Origin of the sequence: Dysgonomonas sp. GY75 (assembly GCF_015234155.1) — a bacterium.
Taxonomy (GTDB): Bacteria; Bacteroidota; Bacteroidia; order Bacteroidales; family Dysgonomonadaceae; genus Dysgonomonas; species Dysgonomonas gadei.
This window is the reverse complement of sequence record NZ_JADCLQ010000036.1, coordinates 602,386-624,525: the sequence shown is the minus strand read 5'-3', so window position 1 is coordinate 624,525 and position 22,140 is coordinate 602,386. Positions and strand designations below refer to the sequence as shown.

The 22,140-nt window shown below is 40.7% G+C and carries 14 protein-coding genes; 12 read left to right on the top strand and 2 right to left on the bottom strand.

Going from position 1 to position 22,140, the window contains the following annotated elements:
• Nucleotide 1 precedes the first annotated feature (1 nt).
• The 12 genes from IR083_RS14650 to IR083_RS14595 all read left to right on the top strand — a co-directional run bounded on the left by IR083_RS14650 (nt 2) and on the right by IR083_RS14595 (nt 15,938).
• Entirely contained in the window at nt 2-2,461 is a 2,460-nt protein-coding gene (locus IR083_RS14650) for a Calx-beta domain-containing protein (RefSeq protein ID WP_194224876.1), read from the top strand.
• A 61-nt stretch (nt 2,462-2,522) separates the two neighbouring features.
• Entirely contained in the window at nt 2,523-3,023 is a 501-nt protein-coding gene (locus tag IR083_RS14645; RefSeq protein ID WP_006799966.1) for a hypothetical protein, read from the top strand.
• Between the two features lie 17 nt (nt 3,024-3,040).
• A complete protein-coding gene (locus IR083_RS14640; protein WP_194224875.1) occupies nt 3,041-4,435 on the top strand; it encodes a fimbrial protein in 1,395 nt (464 codons plus the stop codon).
• Nucleotides 4,436-4,447: 12 nt separating this feature from the next.
• On the top strand, nt 4,448-5,461 hold the full coding sequence (locus IR083_RS14635) for a FimB/Mfa2 family fimbrial subunit (RefSeq protein WP_194224874.1): 1,014 nt from the start codon (nt 4,448-4,450) through the stop codon (nt 5,459-5,461).
• Between the two features lie 17 nt (nt 5,462-5,478).
• On the top strand, nt 5,479-5,910 hold the full coding sequence (locus IR083_RS14630; protein ID WP_194224873.1) for a hypothetical protein: 432 nt from the start codon (nt 5,479-5,481) through the stop codon (nt 5,908-5,910).
• A gap of 42 nt (nt 5,911-5,952) precedes the next feature.
• Nucleotides 5,953-10,236, top strand: coding sequence for a T9SS type A sorting domain-containing protein (locus tag IR083_RS14625; protein ID WP_194224872.1), 4,284 nt, complete (start codon nt 5,953-5,955; stop codon nt 10,234-10,236).
• A gap of 12 nt (nt 10,237-10,248) precedes the next feature.
• Nucleotides 10,249-10,653, top strand: a complete 405-nt coding sequence (locus tag IR083_RS14620) for a hypothetical protein (RefSeq protein WP_006799971.1) — start codon at nt 10,249-10,251, stop codon at nt 10,651-10,653.
• Between the two features lie 246 nt (nt 10,654-10,899).
• Nucleotides 10,900-11,505 (top strand): porin family protein, encoded by a 606-nt coding sequence (locus tag IR083_RS14615; RefSeq protein WP_194224871.1) that lies wholly within the window; start codon nt 10,900-10,902, stop codon nt 11,503-11,505.
• Nucleotides 11,506-11,516: 11 nt separating this feature from the next.
• Nucleotides 11,517-11,939, top strand: a complete 423-nt coding sequence (locus IR083_RS14610) for a polymer-forming cytoskeletal protein (RefSeq protein ID WP_006799974.1) — start codon at nt 11,517-11,519, stop codon at nt 11,937-11,939.
• Between the two features lie 260 nt (nt 11,940-12,199).
• Nucleotides 12,200-12,952 (top strand): hypothetical protein, encoded by a 753-nt coding sequence (locus IR083_RS14605; protein WP_194224870.1) that lies wholly within the window; start codon nt 12,200-12,202, stop codon nt 12,950-12,952.
• A gap of 27 nt (nt 12,953-12,979) precedes the next feature.
• Nucleotides 12,980-15,259, top strand: coding sequence for a hypothetical protein (locus IR083_RS14600; protein ID WP_194224869.1), 2,280 nt, complete (start codon nt 12,980-12,982; stop codon nt 15,257-15,259).
• Nucleotides 15,260-15,281: 22 nt separating this feature from the next.
• Nucleotides 15,282-15,938: a hypothetical protein gene (locus IR083_RS14595; RefSeq protein WP_194224868.1), complete on the top strand. Its 657-nt coding sequence runs from the start codon at nt 15,282-15,284 to the stop codon at nt 15,936-15,938.
• Between the two features lie 129 nt (nt 15,939-16,067).
• On the opposite strand, the gene IR083_RS14590 is transcribed toward IR083_RS14595, so the two are convergent.
• Nucleotides 16,068-18,794, bottom strand: coding sequence for a family 78 glycoside hydrolase catalytic domain (locus IR083_RS14590; RefSeq protein ID WP_194224867.1), 2,727 nt, complete (start codon nt 18,792-18,794; stop codon nt 16,068-16,070).
• 608 nt (nt 18,795-19,402) lie between these two features.
• Nucleotides 19,403-22,066, bottom strand: coding sequence for a family 78 glycoside hydrolase catalytic domain (locus tag IR083_RS14585; RefSeq protein WP_194224866.1), 2,664 nt, complete (start codon nt 22,064-22,066; stop codon nt 19,403-19,405).
• Nucleotides 22,067-22,140 lie beyond the last annotated feature (74 nt).

Below are 22,140 nucleotides of genomic sequence, written 5' to 3'. Positions count from 1 at the left end.
AATGCAGTTAAGAAGGAAATTGTATGCCATTTTGGTCGTTTTGGTTTTGTCATCGACATATCCACTAATCAATATTCATGCCCAATACATGCCTGTCGTTTATGACAGGACATATGGCGAAGACATCACATACCAGTATACCTGCCCTGTCACAAACGGGGAAGTAGCCCTGATAGGAAGTAATGACGGTGTTACTACGGTCACATGGATCAGCAGGGATGGGTCGGCTGTGGCTTCACGCACTTTGACGAAAGGGTTTGAGTCTGTAAACAACGCTTACCACATAGGTAATAGTAAACTATTGATACTGGGGCAATCCCGGGATTGGCTTTCGAAGAAAAAAGACAAGGGTGTTTACGGCAGATTTATTATAACTGATAAAACAGGAGAAATACTTAAAGATATTAATGTCGGAGAAGCCGGTAGTGAGTTGTTTTGTGGACAGCAGCTTCGGGACGGCAATTTCGTGTTAGGAGGATATGAGCCACGTTCCGGAAGTATTCGGGCAGGTATGCTTGCCAAAGTGGATTCTACCGGCAAGGTGGTTTATAAATATGTTTCCGACGAAGGTGGTCCATGTATGGGGTTTGATGTACTCGGTAGTTCCAGAGAATATATACACGCGGCTTTTACGGCCGAAGAAGGCACTGTGTCTGCTGTAGTCAGGCTCGACAGTAATGGGAAACCTGTATTCGTTACAAAATTACCGGAACCGGAATTTCATCTTTTTAAAATGATAACAGCCGAGGATGATCACATATTCCTTATTGGAAACAGTCAAATAGCCGGTGGACGAATAATGAAGATACGTCCGGAAGGAGATATTATATTCAGTAAAGAGATTGTGCCGGCATCGAGCGAGGTATCATTACAATATTTATCTCTTGCAAAGAACGGGAATGTTCTTGTTGGTGGAAATTCAGCGGATAAGAGCTACTATTCCCTGTTGCGCAACGATGGTACGGATTTACAGAAGTATATAATGCCGGGAACTATTTCGGGTATGGAAATGAATCCTGTTTCGGGAGAATCTGTTATTGTAGGCTATGATACAGAACGTGGCCGTGGTACAATGATCGGATTGTCTAAAGACGGACGCCAGATATACCAGAAAGCTACTGATGGTAATTTCGATCAGGTACATATGACAACAAACGGTATATTCTTGACCAGCAGGTCGAGTGGACGGGTATGTATGCTGTCTGCGTCAGGTGAACTCCTGTTCGATCGTTATGCTATAGAGGATGACAAAAAGATGTTTGAAGAAATACTGTTCACGCCAAACGGGGATATCTTGTTTAAAGATATGAAAAACCGCCTGATAAAATTAGGACATGGACTATATGTGTCGGATGTAAAGATAAACAAACCGGTAAGTGGCTTCACAACTGCTATTTTCACCATCACACTTACCGGTTATCCGACAACGGACCAGGGAGCTCCTATTCCTGTAAGGGTAGAATATCTGACTACAGACGGTACGGCTAACAAAAGCGATAACTATATTCCTGTAAAGGGGAGCCTGTCTTTTGTCCCTTCCAACGATGGTACAGCACGATATATGATAAAGCAGGATGTCGAAGTTCCGGTGAAGGCAAATAATTTGATGGAAGGGCGTAAAATGTTCGAACTGCGTCTGGCAAATGTTGAACAAAGCTATATGGTGAAGCCTGTCGGCGTCGGAGATATAGAAGATCAGGAAGTATTGGTTAAGTTGATGGGTACACGTGAAGGACTGGAAGGGACACAGGATATTATATACGAACTCGGAATCTTCAAAACAAATGGTGAAGCATTGATCAATGCTACAGGATCGGATATTATAGTGGAAGGTATTTATGGAAAAGGTACTGCAGATAATTTGGACTTTGACATGGGAGTCAGCCCGCGCATAGTTATAGGAAGGGGTGCCAGTTCCGGTACGTTTAATGTGAAAACATTAGAAGACACCCGTTATGAATTACCTAAGTCTGTGGTTGTAGACTTCAGAAAGATATATGCGATCAATGATGCGAATATCAATTTCGAAAGCTCTAATTTAAGCTGTACCGGTACAATTATAGATCAACCGGCACATATTGCGATAAACTCGCTGGGCGACCATGGCAGAATGAATAGTATTGTTTCCGGCTTTTTCAAATTTGCTCTTTTAAGGGCTTCGGATGGTGCCTTGCTTACAAATGCCACAGGAGGCGATATCGCTATTTCCTGTTCAGTAGATACTCAGACAACAGCAGAAGAAGGAAAAGACTTCGTATTCACAAACCGTCATGATTTACGTATCTGGGGCGATGGCAATCGTAGTGCTATCAATCTGAGCGGTATTATTCTGCACAATCCGGATAACAAGGGAATTAAAAAATTGGCAGTAGCCATAGATTCTGTGAAAAAACCGGACAATGCACCTGAAATACAGATTTCCCCAAAAGAATCTATAGCCGGATTTTCAGTTGTCGAATAACAAGTAAAGTATGATGGAAAGCCGGGGTCGTTAGTAGTTAAAATTTAATGAAAAGTAAGACATGAAACACATAAATATTCCTTTGATTTTATCATTCAGACATTCACAGATAAAAGAGTTTGTAATGTACACAGGTTCTCGTAAAGGGGCTATCACCTGCGACATTACGGAGGTAAGACCATCCGACTTGTGGAAAGATGAGATAGAAGAAAAAGAAAATCTATATAAAGAGATGAGAGTAATTTTTATAGATGATTCCCGGCTAAAAATCATGCCTTACGGCTATTTCTACAGATATAGGATGAGAAACGGAGTTGTGGAAATTCTGGTTTCCGGAAAAGATAAATGGATACCATTCGCCTATGGGAACAGGGATAAGCTGACAATAAGACTGGGGCTGACAGGCATAGTGGATATCCGCGGTGTGGAAAAGAAACGCTCATTGAACTACAACGAGACATGCTGGAGTGCATTCAACTATGCAGGCCTGTCCACCTTATCCTTACTGAAAAACGAAAAGAGAAAAATAGCCTGGTGCAACATCCACTATGTTTTTCAATAATTAAGATGCTGACTCAAATGCAAAGAAGAAAATTGATAATGGAAAAAATGAATATAAAGAAACATACTTATCTGCTAATGTGCATACTGGCAGGGGCACTTATGTATTCATGTTCCGGAGATGAATCACCAACTCTTGAAGGCCTCAAACAGGAAACCTCTCTTTCTATTTTACTTAATGCCCCTCAGCAAGGGAAAGAGAAATCTTCCGGTAATCCGGATCTAAGCGCTGAAAGTAAGATATACAGTCTCGAAGTGCTTGTGTTCAAATCGGAAGGCGAGTCGGAAGAAGGAAAACTGGATGGATATGGATATGTTGCCCGTCAGACAAAAAATGTAACCGGACAAATTTACGATAAAGAATATATAGAGATAAATGAAATAAAAGATATAATCGTTACAGCGGGGAAACGGGATATTTATGTGATTGCAAATGCTCCCGATAAATATTTCAGCTCAGTAACCAATAGCCAGGATTTCCTGAAGAAATACGAAGATTTATCAACACAGGGACGTTATCCTTACCCGGGTACTACAACCCCGAATGCGGATGAAGATATACCTATTGGAGGTATAAATCCTTCCAATCTGAAAATGAATCTTACCATGTGTAATTATAAAAAAAATGTATCCCTTAACAATTTATATGATCACCAGTATCTGGGATATACAACAAATAATGGCCGTCCCGATGGTGTCGACCCAGGTCAGGGTTGGTTGCTGGATGGCTCTAACCCTTTTTACATAGAGCGCTTGGCAGCAAGAATTGCCATACGAAAAATTGAATTTGACCTACCTGCCAGTCTGCCTTTTGAAGGGGTTAGTTATCCTTCAAATGATTACACCTTTCAGATAGATTCTGTGTTCATGCTGAATACAAAGACAACTTCAAAATTTGCAGTTGATTCTCAGATTGGATTTGCCGAAAAGTTTGGTCATGGATGTCAAACAGGTTATTCTTTTTTGAATAATTCAGCCCGGATTTACAATCTGAATCAGGATAGTGAGCCGGCATCTTATCTTCTAGAAGCCATTACGGCAACTAGTTATGATATTAGTACAAATGCGACGCCTCTATGGTTCTATGCATTTGAGAATGAAAGCGGCAGCTATCCCACTTATCTGGTAATAGGTGTCAGATACAATTTTAAAAGTTCTAAAGACAATAGTCTCAATACTCTCAAGTGCTACTATCCGGTAATAGTAAATCAGCCTAAAGCAGGAAAATCAGCAGATCATGACTATGTTAAGCGTAATTATCAATACCAGATCGCAGCTACTATAAAAGGATTGGGAAGTATGTACGGAAATCCTGCAGCCTTGAAGAATGGGCTGGCAACGGATTCGGAAGTTGAAATAACAGAAACAGTGGGACGGAATCTCTTTCCTTGGACAGGGGATGTATACAAGTAAAAAGAACTGATTATGAATAAGAATATCATTATAAGCTTATCCTTTAATTGCATGGATTTATTTGCGAAAGCGTTCGGGTTATTTGTCACATTTGCCTTAATAGCGCTTTTGTCCGGATGCGACGGAGATAAAATCGTGGGGGAAGAAGAACCTCTTGAAACAAATATTACGATGACTTTAAAGTCAGGTACCGACCCTGTATTCCTGAATAACGCTTTAATATATGTGTTTACCAACACTGATAAGTTTGTAGAAAAGAAATTGAATGTAGTCAGAAATGACAATAAGCTTTCTACTTATATGCCTGTGGGTATATCTAATCTTGTGCTTTTGACTTGTAATACGGATATAGCCGGAACAGTAACCCTTCCACCTTATGGGGGAGCAAATACCTATCCTATGTGGAAAACGGGCTTTACGACTTCAGCAAATGAGTTTTTAGCACAAACTCCGGCAGAACTCAGATACGCGTCGTTACCAAATACGGTTATAACCGAAAATATGAAGACGGAAAAGCAAGCTACGATGAACCGGAATGTGGCAAAAATACAGGTTATATTAAAGGATTATACCGGCTTTGACCAGATACATACCGGAAGAAATGATTATGCATTTGTCGATCTGCTGGATGTGCCTACAACGCTGGATTGGACAGGCGGATATTATCCCGGTAAAGACAATCCGGACCACTCGGGAAATATACCGGTCAGGGAGTATTTCAACTTTAATGCCCAATTAAAAGCCGACACCGTAAATTTTATCGTTCCGGCGCACAGGGGGGCGGATGCTTTCGAAACACAGCATATAGATACCACAACTCACAAATTGCGATTGCGTACCAGTATGCCGCTGAAAGGACAGAGCTACTTCGGGAAGACTCCCATCGAGATATCTTTTGTGCCTAAAATTAACCGGATCATACAACTCATAGTCACTTTCAGGGGGGAACCGGAAACAAATCTGAGTATAAATATAACTGTTAAGGATTGGGCTGATCCCATCGATCAGGAGATAATATTTGAATAAATTAAAAGAGCAAGTCTATGGAACCTAAAAATATATGTTCAAAGGCATATTTACTGATTATTTTCTTCAGTATCTCACTGTTCTCTGTTGCGCAGACAAAAGAAAACAATAAGAATTTACTGCAGGGGAAATGGGTACTGGAAAATGTCTGTGTTGATGATACAGGACGTACACTATATATTGATAGCTCCAGTAATTACGGTGAATTTTACTCTGGAATAGAGATCAAAGAAAATACAATATATCTTGAAAAAGATGAGATAAAAAATCAGGAAGTGAAATACGAAGTCGATGGAAACTTTCTGGGATTTGACCTTTCATCCGGACAATCGTTCATCGCTGAATGGGCTGTACTCGACGATAAGTTATATCTGGAGTTCAATAGTTCTAATCCTTATAATACATCGAAGAAAATTAAGATTTTACTGATTTATACAAAAAATAAGTAACAAATTTTCATCCTAGTAGTGAAGTAATAAATGTAAAGAAATATGCAACATTTTACTGTTTTACATAAAATATTTTCTAACGGTTCTTTTCTTCAGAAAGGCATAAGAAAACGTTTGGTACAGGTAATTTCAATTCTGTGGTTAGGATTTATAACAACAGCTATGCAGGCGCAGACCGTGGTTTCACATAATATAAGTTCAGGAAGTCTGACTATACCGGGTAATTCTTCCAGTAATTATATTATTACCGGGACAACCACGGCTAATACTATCACAATTCAATCCGGTTACCATGGTACTGTCACATTGGACAATGTGTCTATTGCATCATCAAAGACGGGAGGAACAGAAGCCAGAGGAACCAGTACAGATGTTTCGTGTATCACTGTTCTGGGAAAAAATAATCAATCTAATCTTAATCCTGTTACTAAAGTCAATTTTATCCTGAAAGGAACCAACACCCTTACATATACGCAAAATCACTATTGTGCCATTCAGGTAAATCAGGGGGCGCAGATACATATCAGTGCTGATAATCCTGATGATAATTCTTCCGGGAAGTTAACTGCAGGATGTACAGTCGGTGCAAGCGGTAGCGGAGGAGGCGGAGCGGCTATTGGCGCGCCCAATTTTACTCAGGGGCAGGGAAACGGACAAGGCACTTCTTCTACAATTACCTGTAACGCAGGAAGTAGTGGTGGGTCGTATAGAAATACAGCCGGAGGAAATATTATTATTTCCAGTGGAACGGTGATAGCTAATGGCGGACATGCTGCGGGTATTGGCGGTGGATGGTACACATATTATAACGGGATAATCCTGATATATGGAGGTGATGTGACAGCCAGTTCAAGACGGCATGCGGCGGGTATAGGAAGCGGGTGTCCGACCGGAAGCGGAGTTATAGGATGTTATGCGGATAATAGCGCAATAATATCATTGCCACCTGCAACTATAGAAGGTTATGGAGCAGGGGAAACAAATACGGTAGTTCCTGATCTGGCACTGGCAGGAGCAAAAAACATAACTTACATAAACGATCCGAACAAAACAAAAATCACAGTGCATACTGAAGATTATCAGCCTGATGCGAATATTTATCTCGATCTGACGCAAACCACAGGTCTGGCAAATATATTTACCCAGCTGGGAATTGACTATGATTTGAAAAAGGTAAGGGTTGGGAGAACCGGTGCGGACGGTAAATTTGTTTTCAATGCACATTTTGAACAGCTTACAACATTCTTTACCGATGCATCCAGTAATAGTAACGGGCGTCCTTATATGCCGGTAGTGACCACTGTTATAGGAAATCAGGGTAGTACAAGAGACATAGAGCTACCTCTTTTGAAAACAGATATTGCCTTTACTGATTATGCGTCAACTCCTCTTGAGCTTGGTTATACGGCTCAACAAGCATGGAACAATGCTTATAGGATAAAGATGGAATACAAAGACAATGAATCTATGAGTAATCTTACGTTTAAACTTCAGGCCGGGACGGCAAGTAATTTTACAGGGATTAAATTTCTGGCGGCAGACGGAATTACTGTAGTTTCTGCGCCCACTACCTTAATCAAAGGCGATGTTTATTATATAGTTTTACCTATAGTGACAGGTAAGCAGATAGGTGTGTATTCTGATGTCCTTCTTATTAACGGGAACTGGAAAGGTATCGCCTTACCCGGCTATATCCGCAGGATAGGTATGCAAAGAGTTGTAAGTAATGATACGGGTATAAATGAACATATTAAAGTAACCGCTTCACCCAATAAGTCTATATTTCTGACGTCGGCGTCAAATAAAAATGTAGAGTTAGCCTTGAATATAAATCATACAGGTACAGGAGTTAACTATGACCCGCTTGATGTAAAAGCCAAATATATAATAACAACAGAAAAGAATTATAATGCAATCACTACTTCCGTCAATGACTGGACGAATCTGAATATACCTGATGGTATTAATACGGATAAGAAAACGACTGTCTCTTTTAACGGAGCAAACATAAATAAAAGGACAGGTTATTATATTCACTGGTATGTAGAATCGGGTGTGGTATATGCACATAGTCAGGACGTAACTAATCCTCCGCTTACATACGGCGGTTTTGGGCCCTATATAATTGCTGATGCTGTGACAGCCGGCACATTGGCTGGTAATCCGTATGTATGTAGTGGACAGATCCCAACCGAAATAAAAGGAGAGGCCTCCTCGGGGGGTAGTGGTGATTTTAGTTACAAATGGCAGGTAAGTACCGACAATGCAACTTGGACCGATGCTCCTGGCACGAATAATGCGCTTAACTATACTCCGGCTATATTGGCTGCATCTCCGGCTTATTATCGCCGGACAACTACAGACAATCAGTATGGAGGAACTTATTACAGTAATGTTTTCTCTATCCGTATAGTAGCAGGTGGTCAGACACTATATTGGAAAAAAAGTGCTGCCAACAATAATTGGAACGATCCGTCCAACTGGGTAGATGTATCGGGAACAGCACTGAATATGGTACCTGTTTCTTGTTCCAACGTATATATTCCGGGAGGTTTAACTGTTTATCCATCGCTGGATGCCAATAGCACGCCGGTTGATGTGTACGGTATGCCTATATGCTGCAACATAACATTCGAATATGGAGCGGAGCTGGCATATCAGCACAGACTGACCTATGAGAAAGCGTATATCCAATATAACTGGGGTTATTATGGAAATATGGCCGGGGTAAATTATGGAAATCAGCCGGTTGGTAATAGTAGTATCTCGGGTACAGCAATGATGCGGGATAAGTGGTATGCACTATCGGCTCCACTGAAAGGAATGGCCACAGGAGATTTTGCTTTTGCGGGATATCCTCTGACATGGCAGGCCGGATTTGCTTTATCAGATCCCCAAACCGGAATAAAAGGAAGAGAGATTGAAGTTGGTGATTTCAGCAAAAAGTTCTCAGCTAATGATGTGCCGTTAAATGAAACAAACAATGCTATTGCTGTAAAAGTTGCTTTATATCAGAACTCTGTCGGTTATGCAGACCATCGCAATCTAGAAGGTCTAAAAGGAATAATAGAAATCCCGTATTTTGAGAGTGCTGAAAAACTTCCTTATTATCCGGGACACAGCTACGACAGGTTTACGAAAGAGAGTAAGTTCTTCTACTTCAACACGCAGACATTACAACTGTTGTATTCCCCTCTCGGGCGGATGAAGCGTGGTAGCGAAGCTTACAGATTTATTTATGAAGAAAACGGAACAGCTCCCAATATTACTGTCCCGGGCACTCCTGCAACAGTCCCTGGTTATGAACAAAAGGTAAAAAGGAATAGTAGCACATCATTGAAGGCCATGATTGGTAATCCGTTCCTGGCACAAATAAATTCCGGTCATTTTTTAGATATAAACAATTCGGATGCTGCCAGGAAAAAAATAAATGAAACGGCAGGATACCAGTTGTTTAATAGTTTGGATGGTACATGGAAACATTACTCTTTCTCAAACTCCAACTATATTCCAGCATACCAGTCGTTTATAATCACCCTTATGGATGAAGAGGTAAACCTGTTTTTTCCTCTCGAAGGTACTTATGCTCTTACAAGCCCAATTGTAGCCGGCAGTCCTTCTTCAGTTTTAAGTGCGGGAAGCTTATATCTGAAGTCTACTGCTGGTAGTGGGGCCGAAGGTGATTGTTCTGTTCTTATATCTTCCGGGCCTAAAGTTGATTCGAATACATCTAATGTTAAGAAAATGATTAGTTCGCAAGGGCATGCTATACCGGAAACATTCTTTATTGCTACTGATAACAAAAGTTATAATCTAATTCAGGCATATGAAAAAGGAATTAGTGAAATAGAAATAGGAGTAAAATGCTCTGATACTAAAAATACGCTTTCGCTTAAATTCGAGAATGTAGACCGGTTTTTATCTGCCAATGATTTGTACCCGGTACTTGTTGATAAATATTTAGGAGTTAAGCAAAATCTGTTTCTTAATAATACATATGCTTTTACTCAACGTACGGTAGATTCTAAAAATGAATATATCGATGCCGATAGGTTTGCTTTACAATTAATATCGTCCGATCTGTTAGAATCGGAACCGGGATCCGACATTAGTATCATATACAATAATAAACAGTTGGTAGTGAATGCAAACCGGAATATAGAACAGATCCGGATATATGATGTACTTGGGCGCCGTATATTTTCTGATGTGAAAATAAATACCAGCCTTTATGTAAAATTCATCCCTCTAAACCAGGGGGTCTATATTGTGAAAGTGTATACTAAGGAGGGAGGAATAAAAGTTGGCAAAATTATAGCACCTTAAAAATAGAAAAATATGAGCAACATTCAGCAAATATTGGAAAAGGAAAAGTCAAACGACAAACATATCCGCCTATACCGGATCGATGGGTACTGGCTCGCCTTTGAGCGTTCAGCTTTCAATTTATTCTCGGTCTGCAACGTAGATGTGATTTTCAAGATCAAAGACGTTAGGGAAGAAGGAAACAGTATCCTGATTGTCATCGTAAAGGACGGGGAGCCTTGCTTATTCAATCCGCATTTCACGGTTCTCGACAGTTCAGAGAATGAAGTATTGATCGTCAGTCGTACGATCTGTAAAGGATTTGCATTTTGGAAAGACAGTTTGATTCCGAGATTTAGGAAAAATATTCATCCGGTTTCAGAAGATGATATTCCTCATATGTTCCAATATTTGAATCTAGAGATGTTGCTATGTTAACAAGAAACGCAAAGGCCGGTATCAAATCCGGTATCTTAAATTATAATTTATCAATAAAAATAAAATGGTAATGATTTCCGAAAATTTATCAGATTATATACATATTGTGCGAAGAGATAGAAAAAGAGCGTTGCCTGTGCTCAGGAAACGTTGCAATAATCCGGTAATAGATATAAGACCTGTACTGATTGGAGGATGTGGTACTATTGTGGTATTTATATTTAGTCTGATAACTTTTATGCTGCTATGAAGACACTCTTTATTTCTATATTGCTTCTTGCAGGTGCATATACGGTAAGTTCTCAAAATATCGGAATACAAGCCGGGATTAGACTCAATACATCTACAGTAAGATATACCGGAGTTGATATAAGCCGTAAAGCGGGCTTTGAAGGAGGTCTATCTTACCAACATCCTATCGGTTTACCTGGCCTGAGTCTTCGCGCTGCGCTACTTTATTTCAATCAGGAATTCAGTCTGGAAAATGATATGGGAAACAATATTGGAATTACTTATCATTTTATGGAGGATAATCTGAAGTTGCCGCTGATAGCCGAATGGACGCCGTTTCCGACGAAAATAAAACCTTTTGTACAAGCGGGTTTGTATACTTCTTATGCTATCTCAGGCAACATAAAGGACAGCGACTCCGGGAATAGAATAAAATATGAAAAAGCAGGACACCGGATCGATTATGGAATCGTCATAGGCGCCGGAGTTTATCTGACTCGGCATATTATTCTGGATACCAGATATGAACACGGGTTCTCCGGCCGGAATTTAATGCTTGGCGATCAGATTGTCTATGTCTGTAACAAAGGGTATTCAGTCTCATTACGTTATCTTTTTTAATATATATTGATATGTTTAATAAATACAGAATAAATAAGGGTTCTAATGGTCAGAATCCGGATTCACGGTCACTAAGTATTCTTTCCGGTTCTGCAGAACTGAAAGGTGAAATCAAAATAGAAGATGACTTTAGAATAGATGGCAATGTGCATGGAGATATCTATAGCGGCGGTAAAGTAGTTATAGGCATTGATGGCTGTGTCAAGGGGAAAATAGTAGGAAAATCAGTTGAAGTTATTGGTAAAATCCTGGGAGATGTGATAGTCTCGGACGTTGTTGTTTTGCGTGCTTCATCTTATTACGAAGGACAGATAACAGCGCGTAACATAGAGATCGAAGCCGGGGCTAGTTTTTTTGGCAATTGCAGAATGGAAGAAGATGAGATTCTTAAAGATGCCAAGACTGGTATATTACCAATGGTCGAAAGTGAGTAATAAAAATAGAATAGATACCGCAATGTAGTTTTGTAAAGTCTGTTGTGATTATGTGAGCTGGGAAGCCAATGTAATCAACCCTGTAACTAACCTTCCCTCCCTCTTGGGAAGGTTAGCAGAAGGGTAAATAAAATAGCAATAAATGGAGTTAGTAAATTTTATTCTAACCGGAATAACTATTTAAGATTGTGGAATTTGTAAATTCCTGTATTTCCCATTTAATCAAGATTCAGTTAAGCAGAAATTAAAGATAGAACAGGATGATAAAGAACAGAATTATTTTAACATTAATGAGTGGGCTGCTAGTTGCCATTTCATTACAGGCAGATGGCGGTAAAAGCCGTGATAGAGAAAAGCCGGAGTCTGAGAGAAAAATTCTCAAGGAAGAGTTTAAGGATAGGATTACCGGATGTGTGATCACTTATGAGTACTATACAGATCCGGAGGGAAAAAAGATACTTCACGGCAAATACAAGCGGCAATGGTCTCTTCCCAGAGAAGACAAGGGTAATTGGTCGGGGCGTGAAGTCATAACGGCAACATTTACTAATAATAGGTTAAATGGTGTTGTAACCATTAACTGTGAAAAATATAAATGGCAGAGAAAGAGTGAGTTTGTAAAAGGGAAAGGTAGAAAAGTATCGTTAATTCCGGTGGAATCTTATATCGTTAATAATTTAAAGTTAACTGTAAAGAATGATACACTGGCCGGAACATTCAATTTCGAACTTGGAAACTTGAAATATGAAGCGTTGGGAAAAGTGAATGAAGCCGGTGAAATGCAGGGAAAGTATACCCTTTATAGAAAAAATATTACCGAACATACAGCCAACCCCCGAAATATAGAATACGACTGGGTGGTCGAAGAGCAATATATATGCGACCCCGATTATACGTATAAAGACGCTGCACCCAAAGTGGCAGAAGTGGTTCTGGGTTATCCGGGAACTTCCAGAAGTGAGCAAATACGTATCAAAATACCTAGGCTGCGGTTGAGTATATCTCCAAAGTAAAAATATATCAAGGATTAAATTATTAATATGAAAAAAAGTAATAAATCAAATATATCGTCATCCATATTATTATTGCTGCTCTTGTTGCTAGCTATATTTGTTATGCTTGTTTCCTGTTCCTCGAATAAGATGCGAGGTCAAATAGAAATAGAACGGCTTTTCATGCAAACTACAAAGCCTGAAATAGATTTTGTAAATAGCGGAGGACTACAAGGACAAGGCGGACCCCGGACAATATCGGAAGAAGTATCATTTACAAATCTCGAAGACCAATCTCTGGAAGAGAATGAAGTCTTCGCCAGTCAAGCAACCAAACTAGATACCAGTAAAGTTTATAAGTTATCGGAAGTAGTTATAAAAGTAAAATCATATTTTGCACCAGAGCGTGATGGGAAGGTTAATCTTGACTTTAATATCATTGCACCTGTTGATGTTTTAGATCCAAATTGGCGGCTCGTGCTTGTGCCCAAGCTTATAGACGGGGATTCTATTTGTCGGCTAGATACGGTCATTCTTGTCGGAGAAGGCTTCAAAGATAAGCAAACAGGAGATTATGAGGCCTATGAAGACTTTCTTTCTACCATCGTCGATCCTTCAGCCTACGATTCTTTGTTTGTAAACTGGAAGAGTCTGTATAAAGAAATCAATAAAGTACAGCGGCGCAACTATGAAGATTATCGGAATCAATATGAGCTGGTAAGGAACTATGAGAATTGGAAAAAGATGAACGAGATGGAATTCCTGAGCATGGAGGCCTTGGCTATGCGCCACAAAAAACATATGTATAGCAAATATTGGCGTAAAGCAGAGAATCAGGTAATAAAGAGTAGAGAGAGTGGGAAAATCTCGGAAGGTATACATGAAAAATATGATCAGAAATATAAGAAAGACTATGTAAATTTTCTGAAAGATGTGTTCTCTTTACAGTGGCTCGATAGTGTTACGATTGATCTTAATCTGCATACGCAAAAAGATAGTATTTTAAAGAGAAGCCATGTGCCGCGCAAATATCGTGAGATACATGCAAAAAAGCTAACCTTAAATGATATGAAGGCAAAAGCTTTTACCCGCGAAGATTCTGCCAGGATAGCAAAGCATCATTATCTGATAGATGAGATTGTATTGAATGAGCTTAATATAAACCGGAAAGATGATATTTTTAAAGAAACTGTTGAATTCCCTTACCGGTCCGGTCCGGAAGGATTGAAAATAGATACGACGATTACAGCAGAGAATGATGTTATTTACCATTATCGACAGCCGTGGGTAGTAAGGCCGGGTATGAAGAATTTGAAGATAGTCCTGGAATCGAAAGCAGAGGCTATAGATCGTTCTGTATTTGTATTTCCTACTTCCGATACTCTAACCTATTTTATAGCTTCATTATCACAATTAGCGGATGGAGATCTCTCCACAGACCGCAGGAAATTGCATAAATTCCTTTTTGATAAAGGAAGTGCGCAACCGGATTATAAGACGCGCAAATCATATCAGTTTGATGAGAGTCTAAATCAGGGTGTTTTCGATAAATTGGTGGAAGCGTATAATACTTATGCAGCTAAACCTGAATATTCAGTGGATAGTATAATTATACAATGCAGTGTCGATTTGCAAGGTGATTGGGAGTCTAACTATGAACAATCCCTGCGTCGGGGAAATGCAATTTCCGCTTTTTTGAAAAATAAGATTGCGGCACCTATAGTCGTTAAACCTAAAGGGGAAGATTGGAGTTCTTTAGTCAAAGAAATTCAACTGCGAAATGATTTACCTAATAGAGCAGCCATACTGGATACATTAACAAATGCCGTCTATCCGGACAAATCGGAAGAAACTATCAAGAAAATATATCCTGAAGATTACAGAATTATCAGGGATGAAATATATCCGAAGCTAAATCGTATCGATTATTTTATCGAGCTGTGCAGGACTGATATTGAAAAAGATACGATTAAGGTTACTTATCGTGAAGATTATGCAGATGCGATCCGTTTATTGAAAAACGGAGAATACATGGACGCTCTTGAAATATTAGCGGCTTATGGCGACTATAATACGGCCTTATGCCTGGTATGTCTGGGATATAACGATAAAGCCTTAACTGTTTTGGATGGATTGCCGGAATCTCCGCAAAATGAGTATTTATCGGCTATTATATTTTCCCGTAAAAAAGATGATAAAGAGGCTGCCAAAAGGCTTATAAATGCTTGTAAATTAAATCCTGATCTGTACAATAGAATAAGATTGGATTCGGAAGTTAGCGAACTGGCAGACAGAGTCAACTTATGGCCACGGCTAAGTAAATATTAACAAAATACAAATATAAGACAATATGAATTATATCAGAACTATATTGACACTCGGATTCATGGTTGCAGCCTTGACTGCTTTTTCACAAGCGGATTCCAAAAATTCGATAACCTCGGAGTGGGAAAATATATCGCTAGGTAAGTTGCAAAAGAAACCCCGGTTTAAAGAGCCTATGATTTCTGTTCGTTTTATTTCGGAAGAAGGAGCCCGTTTTCTGCACCTTTCTCTTAAATACATGTTTACAGATGCTGTGTTTGAAGAGGCAGTCCCAGTGGAATATTACAAAAATGAAAAGCTGGAATGCGTTACAGACAAAGGTAAATTTGAACTTCGGGCAGTACGATATGCCAAAGCCAGAAGGATGAATACTGTTGCTCAGAAAACAGCAGATATAAGGGTTATCTTTGGCGGAGATTTGTCTTTTCTAAGTAATAATCTGATAAAAAATTTCACAGTCCATTATGCTCAAGGTTATCAAAATATTGACCTGAATGCAGAAGAAGCGACACACTTATTGGAGGCGTATAATAAATTTTTGTCAACCTTACCTAAGCCTAAAGAAACACCTCATGTAAAGATCGAAGGCGTAGCGCCAAAGATTGTAAGGCCTGATACAATACAATCCAGTCAAAGCTCGCTCGACAGGCTCCGTAAGCAGGCAAGAAACTGGCGGAAATAATCAATCTGGGAGCTTGCAGGAATCTGAATATCAATAAACAAGAAATCTCTCCGCCAACTGTTTTCTTTAGGTTCCTGCTTACTCTTATATGGCAAACCGGTATAAATCACCCTTTAGTCAAGTTCCGTCTCAATATTTTGAAACAATAAAATAATAAGATCCGGATGGAACAGTTATTTGATTCGGATTCTTCTTATCTACCGTAATCCCACTTACTTCCTCGAGGGGAATTCCCGATTCGAAAACAATATTTTTCCCCCATCGCGGAAAGCGTATTGTAGCTGTCGTATTCACAGGAATAAGCACCTTGAGGCAGAAGTTCTCTTCTTTATCGACACTCCAATCCGAGATGATTTTTCCGTACAAACTATTGTAGGATGCTTTGCAATACCGTAAATCCTGAACCGGTTTAGGCTCTATATAAAAATGCTTCATTCCCGGATTTAATTTATCGGGTTTTATTCCGGCAAGCGAGTTGTAAAACCATGCGACCACACTGCCAAACATCGGATGGCAATGTCCGCTTCCATTGGGGTCGTCACCGCCCCCATCCCATGTTTCCCAAAGAGTGCTGTTCTTGTCGTCCATCAGATAGCCATATCCTGTAAAGTCTTTTTGATTCATCAGCTTATACGCGGTATCCTCTCTTCCGTTCTCGGTTAACGCTTTCAATGTGAGAGGTGTGCCGAATATTCCCGTGTCGAAATGATAGTTGATACTTTCCAGATGTTTTAGCATGGCAGCCAAAACATTATCCTGTTTATCTTCGGGCACCAGCCCGAATGCAAGAGCATAAGCGTCGGCTCCTTGCTTTCCTTTCCAATAATGACTGGTTGACGGATCATAAAAAGCTTTATTGAAATTGCTCTTTATAGTTTCCGCCAGAGAGGCAAAGGCTGCTTCATCATCACTCTTGCCCAATACTTTTGCTACATTGGCCATTATACAGGCTGTACGATAGAAGAAAGCCGTATTAACAAATTCTGTGGGGATTTCTATCCTGTTGTAAGGTGTACACCAATCGCCCAGACACCATCCCATGGGTTCTTCCCTTACCACAAGCCCTCTTTCGTCCGTTCTTGTTTGCAGATATCCTACCCATTGCTTCATTCCACTATAATGTTTTTGCAATATAGAAATATCCCCGTAATGGCAAAAATAAGCCCATGGTATTATCACATAAGCCGATCCCCATGCGGGACCACCGCCACCGCCGCTGAATGGCGCGGTATGCGGTACATAGCCGGTATTTTTATTTCGGGCGTCATCCATATCGTCAATGAATTTGCTGAGAAAACGGGTCATATCGAACGAATATAGCAGGCTCTCCGATATTACCTGTCCGTCGCCTGTATACGCCAGCCTTTCTCTGTGCGGATCGCTGCTTATAATCCCTTTAAAGTTTGCATGCATAGTGCGGACCCAGGCTCTGTGTATGCGATTGAAGAGTTCATTCGAGCACTCGAAGCTGCCTGTATTGTCGACATCTGTATAAATAGATTTGACTGTTACGCTGCGTTCCGATACAGAGATGTCTTTCGCTGCTATCTCTATCTTTCTGAAAGTATGCCATGTGAATTTCGGCTCCCAGGTCTCACTATTTCCTCCTCTCAGTATATAGGTATCTGTTTGCCCGTAATCGTAACCCTCCTCGGTAATGAACCGAAGTTTCAAGGTATCTCCTTTATTTCCTTTAACATTGATGCTACACCATCCCGAAATAGTTTCCGGGAGAGTGAATGTATAAATACTGTCACCGGAATTTTTAAACGTAGCGTCTACCGTGCGCATTACCTTTGTGAAAGGTACGGTTTGCGCCATTAATTTGCCGCTCGGAGGGCGAACTTCGAGTGCCGGCTGCCATGTCTTGTCTTCATATGCTTCGCGATTCCACGCCCCCAGATCCAGACGGGCATCATATACTTCCCCCGTAAATATGGCATCGTGTACCAATGGACCGGTTGTTACTCTCCACGATTTGTCCGAAACGATCGTTTCCCGGGTTCCATCCTTATATTCTATCTCCAGTTGCAGTATCATTTTGGGCACATCATACCACATATATCCTTCGACAATCCGGTCGCGCTGGTTGTACCAGCCATTACCCAGTATTACTCCTATGGCGTTGTTCTCTGTTTTTAAGTTTTTAGTAACATCGAATGTATTATAAAACACACGTTGGGTGGATTGGTCGTCGTAATGATACAAAAGGTTTTTGAGTGAACGTCGGTCATAATTGGTAACGGCAGGGGACAATACCTGATCTCCTATTTTCTCTCCATTAATATACATTTCGTAAAAACCCAGGCCACTGATATAAGCGATTGCTTTTTTTACGGCTTTGGCGACGGCAAACTCTTTCCGGAGATAAGGTGCCGGAAAAATCTGTGTGGAGTCAGCAAACTGATCCACTCTTTGTCCTATCCATTTGGCCTTCCAATCGGAGGGCTGAAGCAGCCCCATAGTCCAGGTGGCTATATCGCTCCAACCGGAAGGTATACCGGTTTCGTTCCATACCATTACCTTCCAGTACGCTTGCGCCTTCGAATTCAGAGGTATTCCTTTATATCTGATGATCGACCCGGACGATTCTACCTTCCCCGAATCCCAATAGTCACTCTGATCTTTTTCCAGTAAAGAAATATCGCTTGAAACCAGAATGCGGTATGCTGACTGACTCTTAGCCCTTTTATCTGACGAGAGTTGCCACTTGAGGAGAGGGGTAACACTCTCTATGGACAAAGGTTCTTCCATGTAGTCACATAATAGGTTTTCAACAAAAATATCTTTCTTTTCGCAGGCGGTAAAAATGACTACAAAAAGTATGATAAGAATATTTTTCTGATTTTTTTTCATGGATAAAATATATTTAAAGTTTGTTTTTAATTATCAACATCCAACTCAAAAAAGGTGACAAAAATAACAGTTTTTTTTAATGGCGTTTGTAGGGGCGAAACATCTTTCGCTCCTACAGTTTCACCAAAAGGTAACAAAGGTAACACGGAAAGCAATTAATAATTAAGAATGAAAAATTAAGAACTAACGGTCAGCAGAGCCAATTAGCTTTTATTAATTAGGAGACTAATGACTTACTACCTAAACCCCATTACTTGTTAAAAGGTAACAAAGGTTACACTTATCACTCATTTGCTAATATGCTAATTTTAACCACACTTCGTTCCGTTGAACGATGTTTCAAGTCTGCTAATTATTCTTTCAAAGAGCTATAAGCTAACAGCTATGGGCTAACAGCTACTATATAGATAAAGCATTTTCCAAAAATCAAACAATTATTTTCAAAACAGTTCCATTGAAAATCATGTCTTTAATTTGTTAGATAAAGATTAAGGATGTTGATTATACGGCATCCTTAATATTTCCTGCAAGCTGCTTTGCCCTTCGGACAGCCACAAGCTTTCAGTCACTTTGCAAAATTTATGTTCCCGCCAGCCTGCAACTCGTTACTAATTACCCAATAAGATTTCGAGAGAATAAGATCCGTTATTAATTGCGACACTGTTATTTTTGGCCTTAACCGCCTTTCCGTTCAGTTTGCAGCTCGTCGCATTCCGGGGCAGAATAACAGAGCCTGTGCTACCTACTGGTAATACGGCATTGATAGTCAGTTTACCGTCTGTCAGTTTCCAGTCTACCGAAATAGTACCGTAAGGCGATTCTTTCGTCGTCTTTGCCCATGATACCCCTTCAGGGATTTGCGGTTCTATTATCACATGCTGATAGCCGGGTTTTTCTTCATCGGTACGAATACCTCCCACAGCCTGATAGAACCACATTCCTATACCATTGTAGCAGTTATGCACCCTGCTGCGTTCACCGCTCCAATATTCCCAGGTTGTAGTCGCTCCATTGTCTATCATATGTAAATAACCCGGATAATCGTGTTTCTTCAGCATAGTGTACATAAAATCGGCGGCTTTATTCTCGATTGCCCATTTGGTAAGGATAGGTACTCCGACCAGTCCCACAGCTATATGGTTGTTGTGCCGTTCGGCTGTCAGGGAGAGCAGCCGCTCCTTAACCTCGTCGTATAGGGTAGGAGGGGTGACCCCGACCAGCATAGGATAAGACATATCCAGTTGTGAACCTGTCGAATACATCTTTTCATCTTTATTGTAATACGTCTTCTGCAACAACTGGTTGAGCTTATCCCTGCGTGAGGCAAATTCTTTTGCTTCATCGGGCTTACCCAGTATTCCCGCGATCTTTTCCATTTTGGAAAAGCAATCGCTTACAAAGCAATTATTAACCAGATTTATAGACAGCTCATTGCCCGAGTCTACGCCTATCGGTGCCAGCCAGTCTCCCAGAAACCAGTCACGATACGGAGTATCGGGCCATCGTTTCAGCAATCCGTCCACGGTGTATTTTTCCACATAGCCGAGCCACTCCTTCATGGCCGGGTAATGCTTCTCTATCAATCTTGGATCGTTATAATTCAGATACGTCTGCCATGGAGCCATAATGATGAAGCCACACCAGTACGGGCCACCACCGCCTGCTCCCGGGTTGGGGGCGACATGAGGCAGGCTGCCGCCTTCACGCATCGAATCGTCCCATGCCTGCATCCAGTTGGTAAACAAGGGAGCAACATTATACATGGTCTGGAGGCTTTCCGTCGAAGAATTTCCGTCGCCTCCGTATCCGGCACGTTCGAGATGAGGACAATCTACCATATATCCGCTGTACGCCAGGCATTTCATGGTATATTGAATCATGTTGTGTATGGCATTTAGTTCAGGATCAGAACATTCGAATGTCGATGCCTGATGGTAATCGGTATGGATGAGATATGCTTTTATATCTTCCTTATTTGGTTTGGCAGCCAGATTGGATATCCGGATATAACGGAAAGCATGACTATGGAATTTATTGCAAAATACATCCGTGCCGTTACCTACCCCGACATAAATATCGCTTTGTCCCTGATCATCGAATTTATCTTCCTTCATAAAATCGGTATATTCCATCAAAACCTCCTGGCCTTCGTTCAGCTGAGGCAGGCGGATCTTAAACCAGCCGTTCAGCACTTTACCCATATCCACGAGCCATGTGCTGTCGCCAAGTTGTGTGATATTCTGAGGCATTAAGGTTTCCTGTATTTTGTCAGGCTCCGTCATTACGGGAGTGGCTTTATGTTCCGGAACACCGATTTCCGCAACCGGATACCAGCTCATTTGATCGAGAGTAGTGGGGTTCAAATCTTTAGGAAGTACTCTTCCGTCCAGTTTTTCACCTGCAAACCGGAGCGCCTGCCATATGCCTGTCTCTATATATCCTCCGTGCCTGCCTTTCCATGAACTGTCGGTAGCAACAAGGGTATTCCATCCGTTGCTTTCTTTTATGTCCAACTGAGCCTTCACCAAAGGCCCGTCATATACGGCATCGAATGTATTCTTACGGTACCATCCTTTGGCAAGCCACAAGACCAGATCGTTTTTGCCTTCTTTCAGGTAGGGGGTTACATCGTATGTAACGATCAAGGATCTTTTATTCAACTGTGATACCGCAGGAGAGAGTACATCATCGCTTACCTTCCGGCCATTGATATATACTTCGCAGTATCCCAATGCATTGACATGCAAAAATGATGTGTTAATACCAGTTACATTGAAACTCTTTCTTAGTATCGGGCTTTGTATATTTCCCGCTGCCGGGGATAAGCCGATATAACTGCCCTGCGCATCTTCCTTATCGATTATACCTACTCCGAATCTGTTGATTTCGCTCCATCCCGAAACTTCATTCTTGCTGTTCCATACACGAACCCGCCAGTAGCACAGCGAACGCGAGGCCAATCCTTTACCTTTGTACGGGACCATTACGGAAGCGGCTGATTTTTGTTTGCCGGAGTTCCATAAGTCAGCCTTGTTGCCGAGCAAAGACATACTGTCGGAGGCAACCTGTATTTCGTAATACTGTTGTTGCATAGCTCCTTTGGTATATTTTATTTTCCAACTCAAATGCGGCGATGTATTGTCTATCGCATTAGGGTTGGTAAGGTTTTCACACTTCAGGTCATATACTGTTATAGAGGCATTCAGACTACAGCTGATTGCAATAAACAGGAAAGATATGATTGTGAAAATTAAACATTTTTTCTTTTGCATAATTCTTCTTGTTTTTTAAGGGTTATAATATAGTGTGCGATAATAGACTTATTTGTATTTATTAACTATGTAGT

What these genes read in the sequence shown, in the direction of transcription:
- IR083_RS14650 (WP_194224876.1), top strand. Translation starts at nt 2, where the DNA reads ATGCAGTTAAGAAGGAAATTGTATGCCATTTTGGTCGTTTTGGTTTTG.
- IR083_RS14645 (WP_006799966.1), top strand. Translation starts at nt 2,523, where the DNA reads ATGAAACACATAAATATTCCTTTGATTTTATCATTCAGACATTCACAG.
- IR083_RS14640 (WP_194224875.1), top strand. Translation starts at nt 3,041, where the DNA reads ATGCAAAGAAGAAAATTGATAATGGAAAAAATGAATATAAAGAAACAT.
- IR083_RS14635 (WP_194224874.1), top strand. Translation starts at nt 4,448, where the DNA reads ATGAATAAGAATATCATTATAAGCTTATCCTTTAATTGCATGGATTTA.
- IR083_RS14630 (WP_194224873.1), top strand. Translation starts at nt 5,479, where the DNA reads ATGGAACCTAAAAATATATGTTCAAAGGCATATTTACTGATTATTTTC.
- IR083_RS14625 (WP_194224872.1), top strand. Translation starts at nt 5,953, where the DNA reads ATGCAACATTTTACTGTTTTACATAAAATATTTTCTAACGGTTCTTTT.
- IR083_RS14620 (WP_006799971.1), top strand. Translation starts at nt 10,249, where the DNA reads ATGAGCAACATTCAGCAAATATTGGAAAAGGAAAAGTCAAACGACAAA.
- IR083_RS14615 (WP_194224871.1), top strand. Translation starts at nt 10,900, where the DNA reads ATGAAGACACTCTTTATTTCTATATTGCTTCTTGCAGGTGCATATACG.
- IR083_RS14610 (WP_006799974.1), top strand. Translation starts at nt 11,517, where the DNA reads ATGTTTAATAAATACAGAATAAATAAGGGTTCTAATGGTCAGAATCCG.
- IR083_RS14605 (WP_194224870.1), top strand. Translation starts at nt 12,200, where the DNA reads ATGATAAAGAACAGAATTATTTTAACATTAATGAGTGGGCTGCTAGTT.
- IR083_RS14600 (WP_194224869.1), top strand. Translation starts at nt 12,980, where the DNA reads ATGAAAAAAAGTAATAAATCAAATATATCGTCATCCATATTATTATTG.
- IR083_RS14595 (WP_194224868.1), top strand. Translation starts at nt 15,282, where the DNA reads ATGAATTATATCAGAACTATATTGACACTCGGATTCATGGTTGCAGCC.
- IR083_RS14590 (WP_194224867.1), bottom strand. Translation starts at nt 18,794, where the DNA reads ATGAAAAAAAATCAGAAAAATATTCTTATCATACTTTTTGTAGTCATT.
- IR083_RS14585 (WP_194224866.1), bottom strand. Translation starts at nt 22,066, where the DNA reads ATGCAAAAGAAAAAATGTTTAATTTTCACAATCATATCTTTCCTGTTT.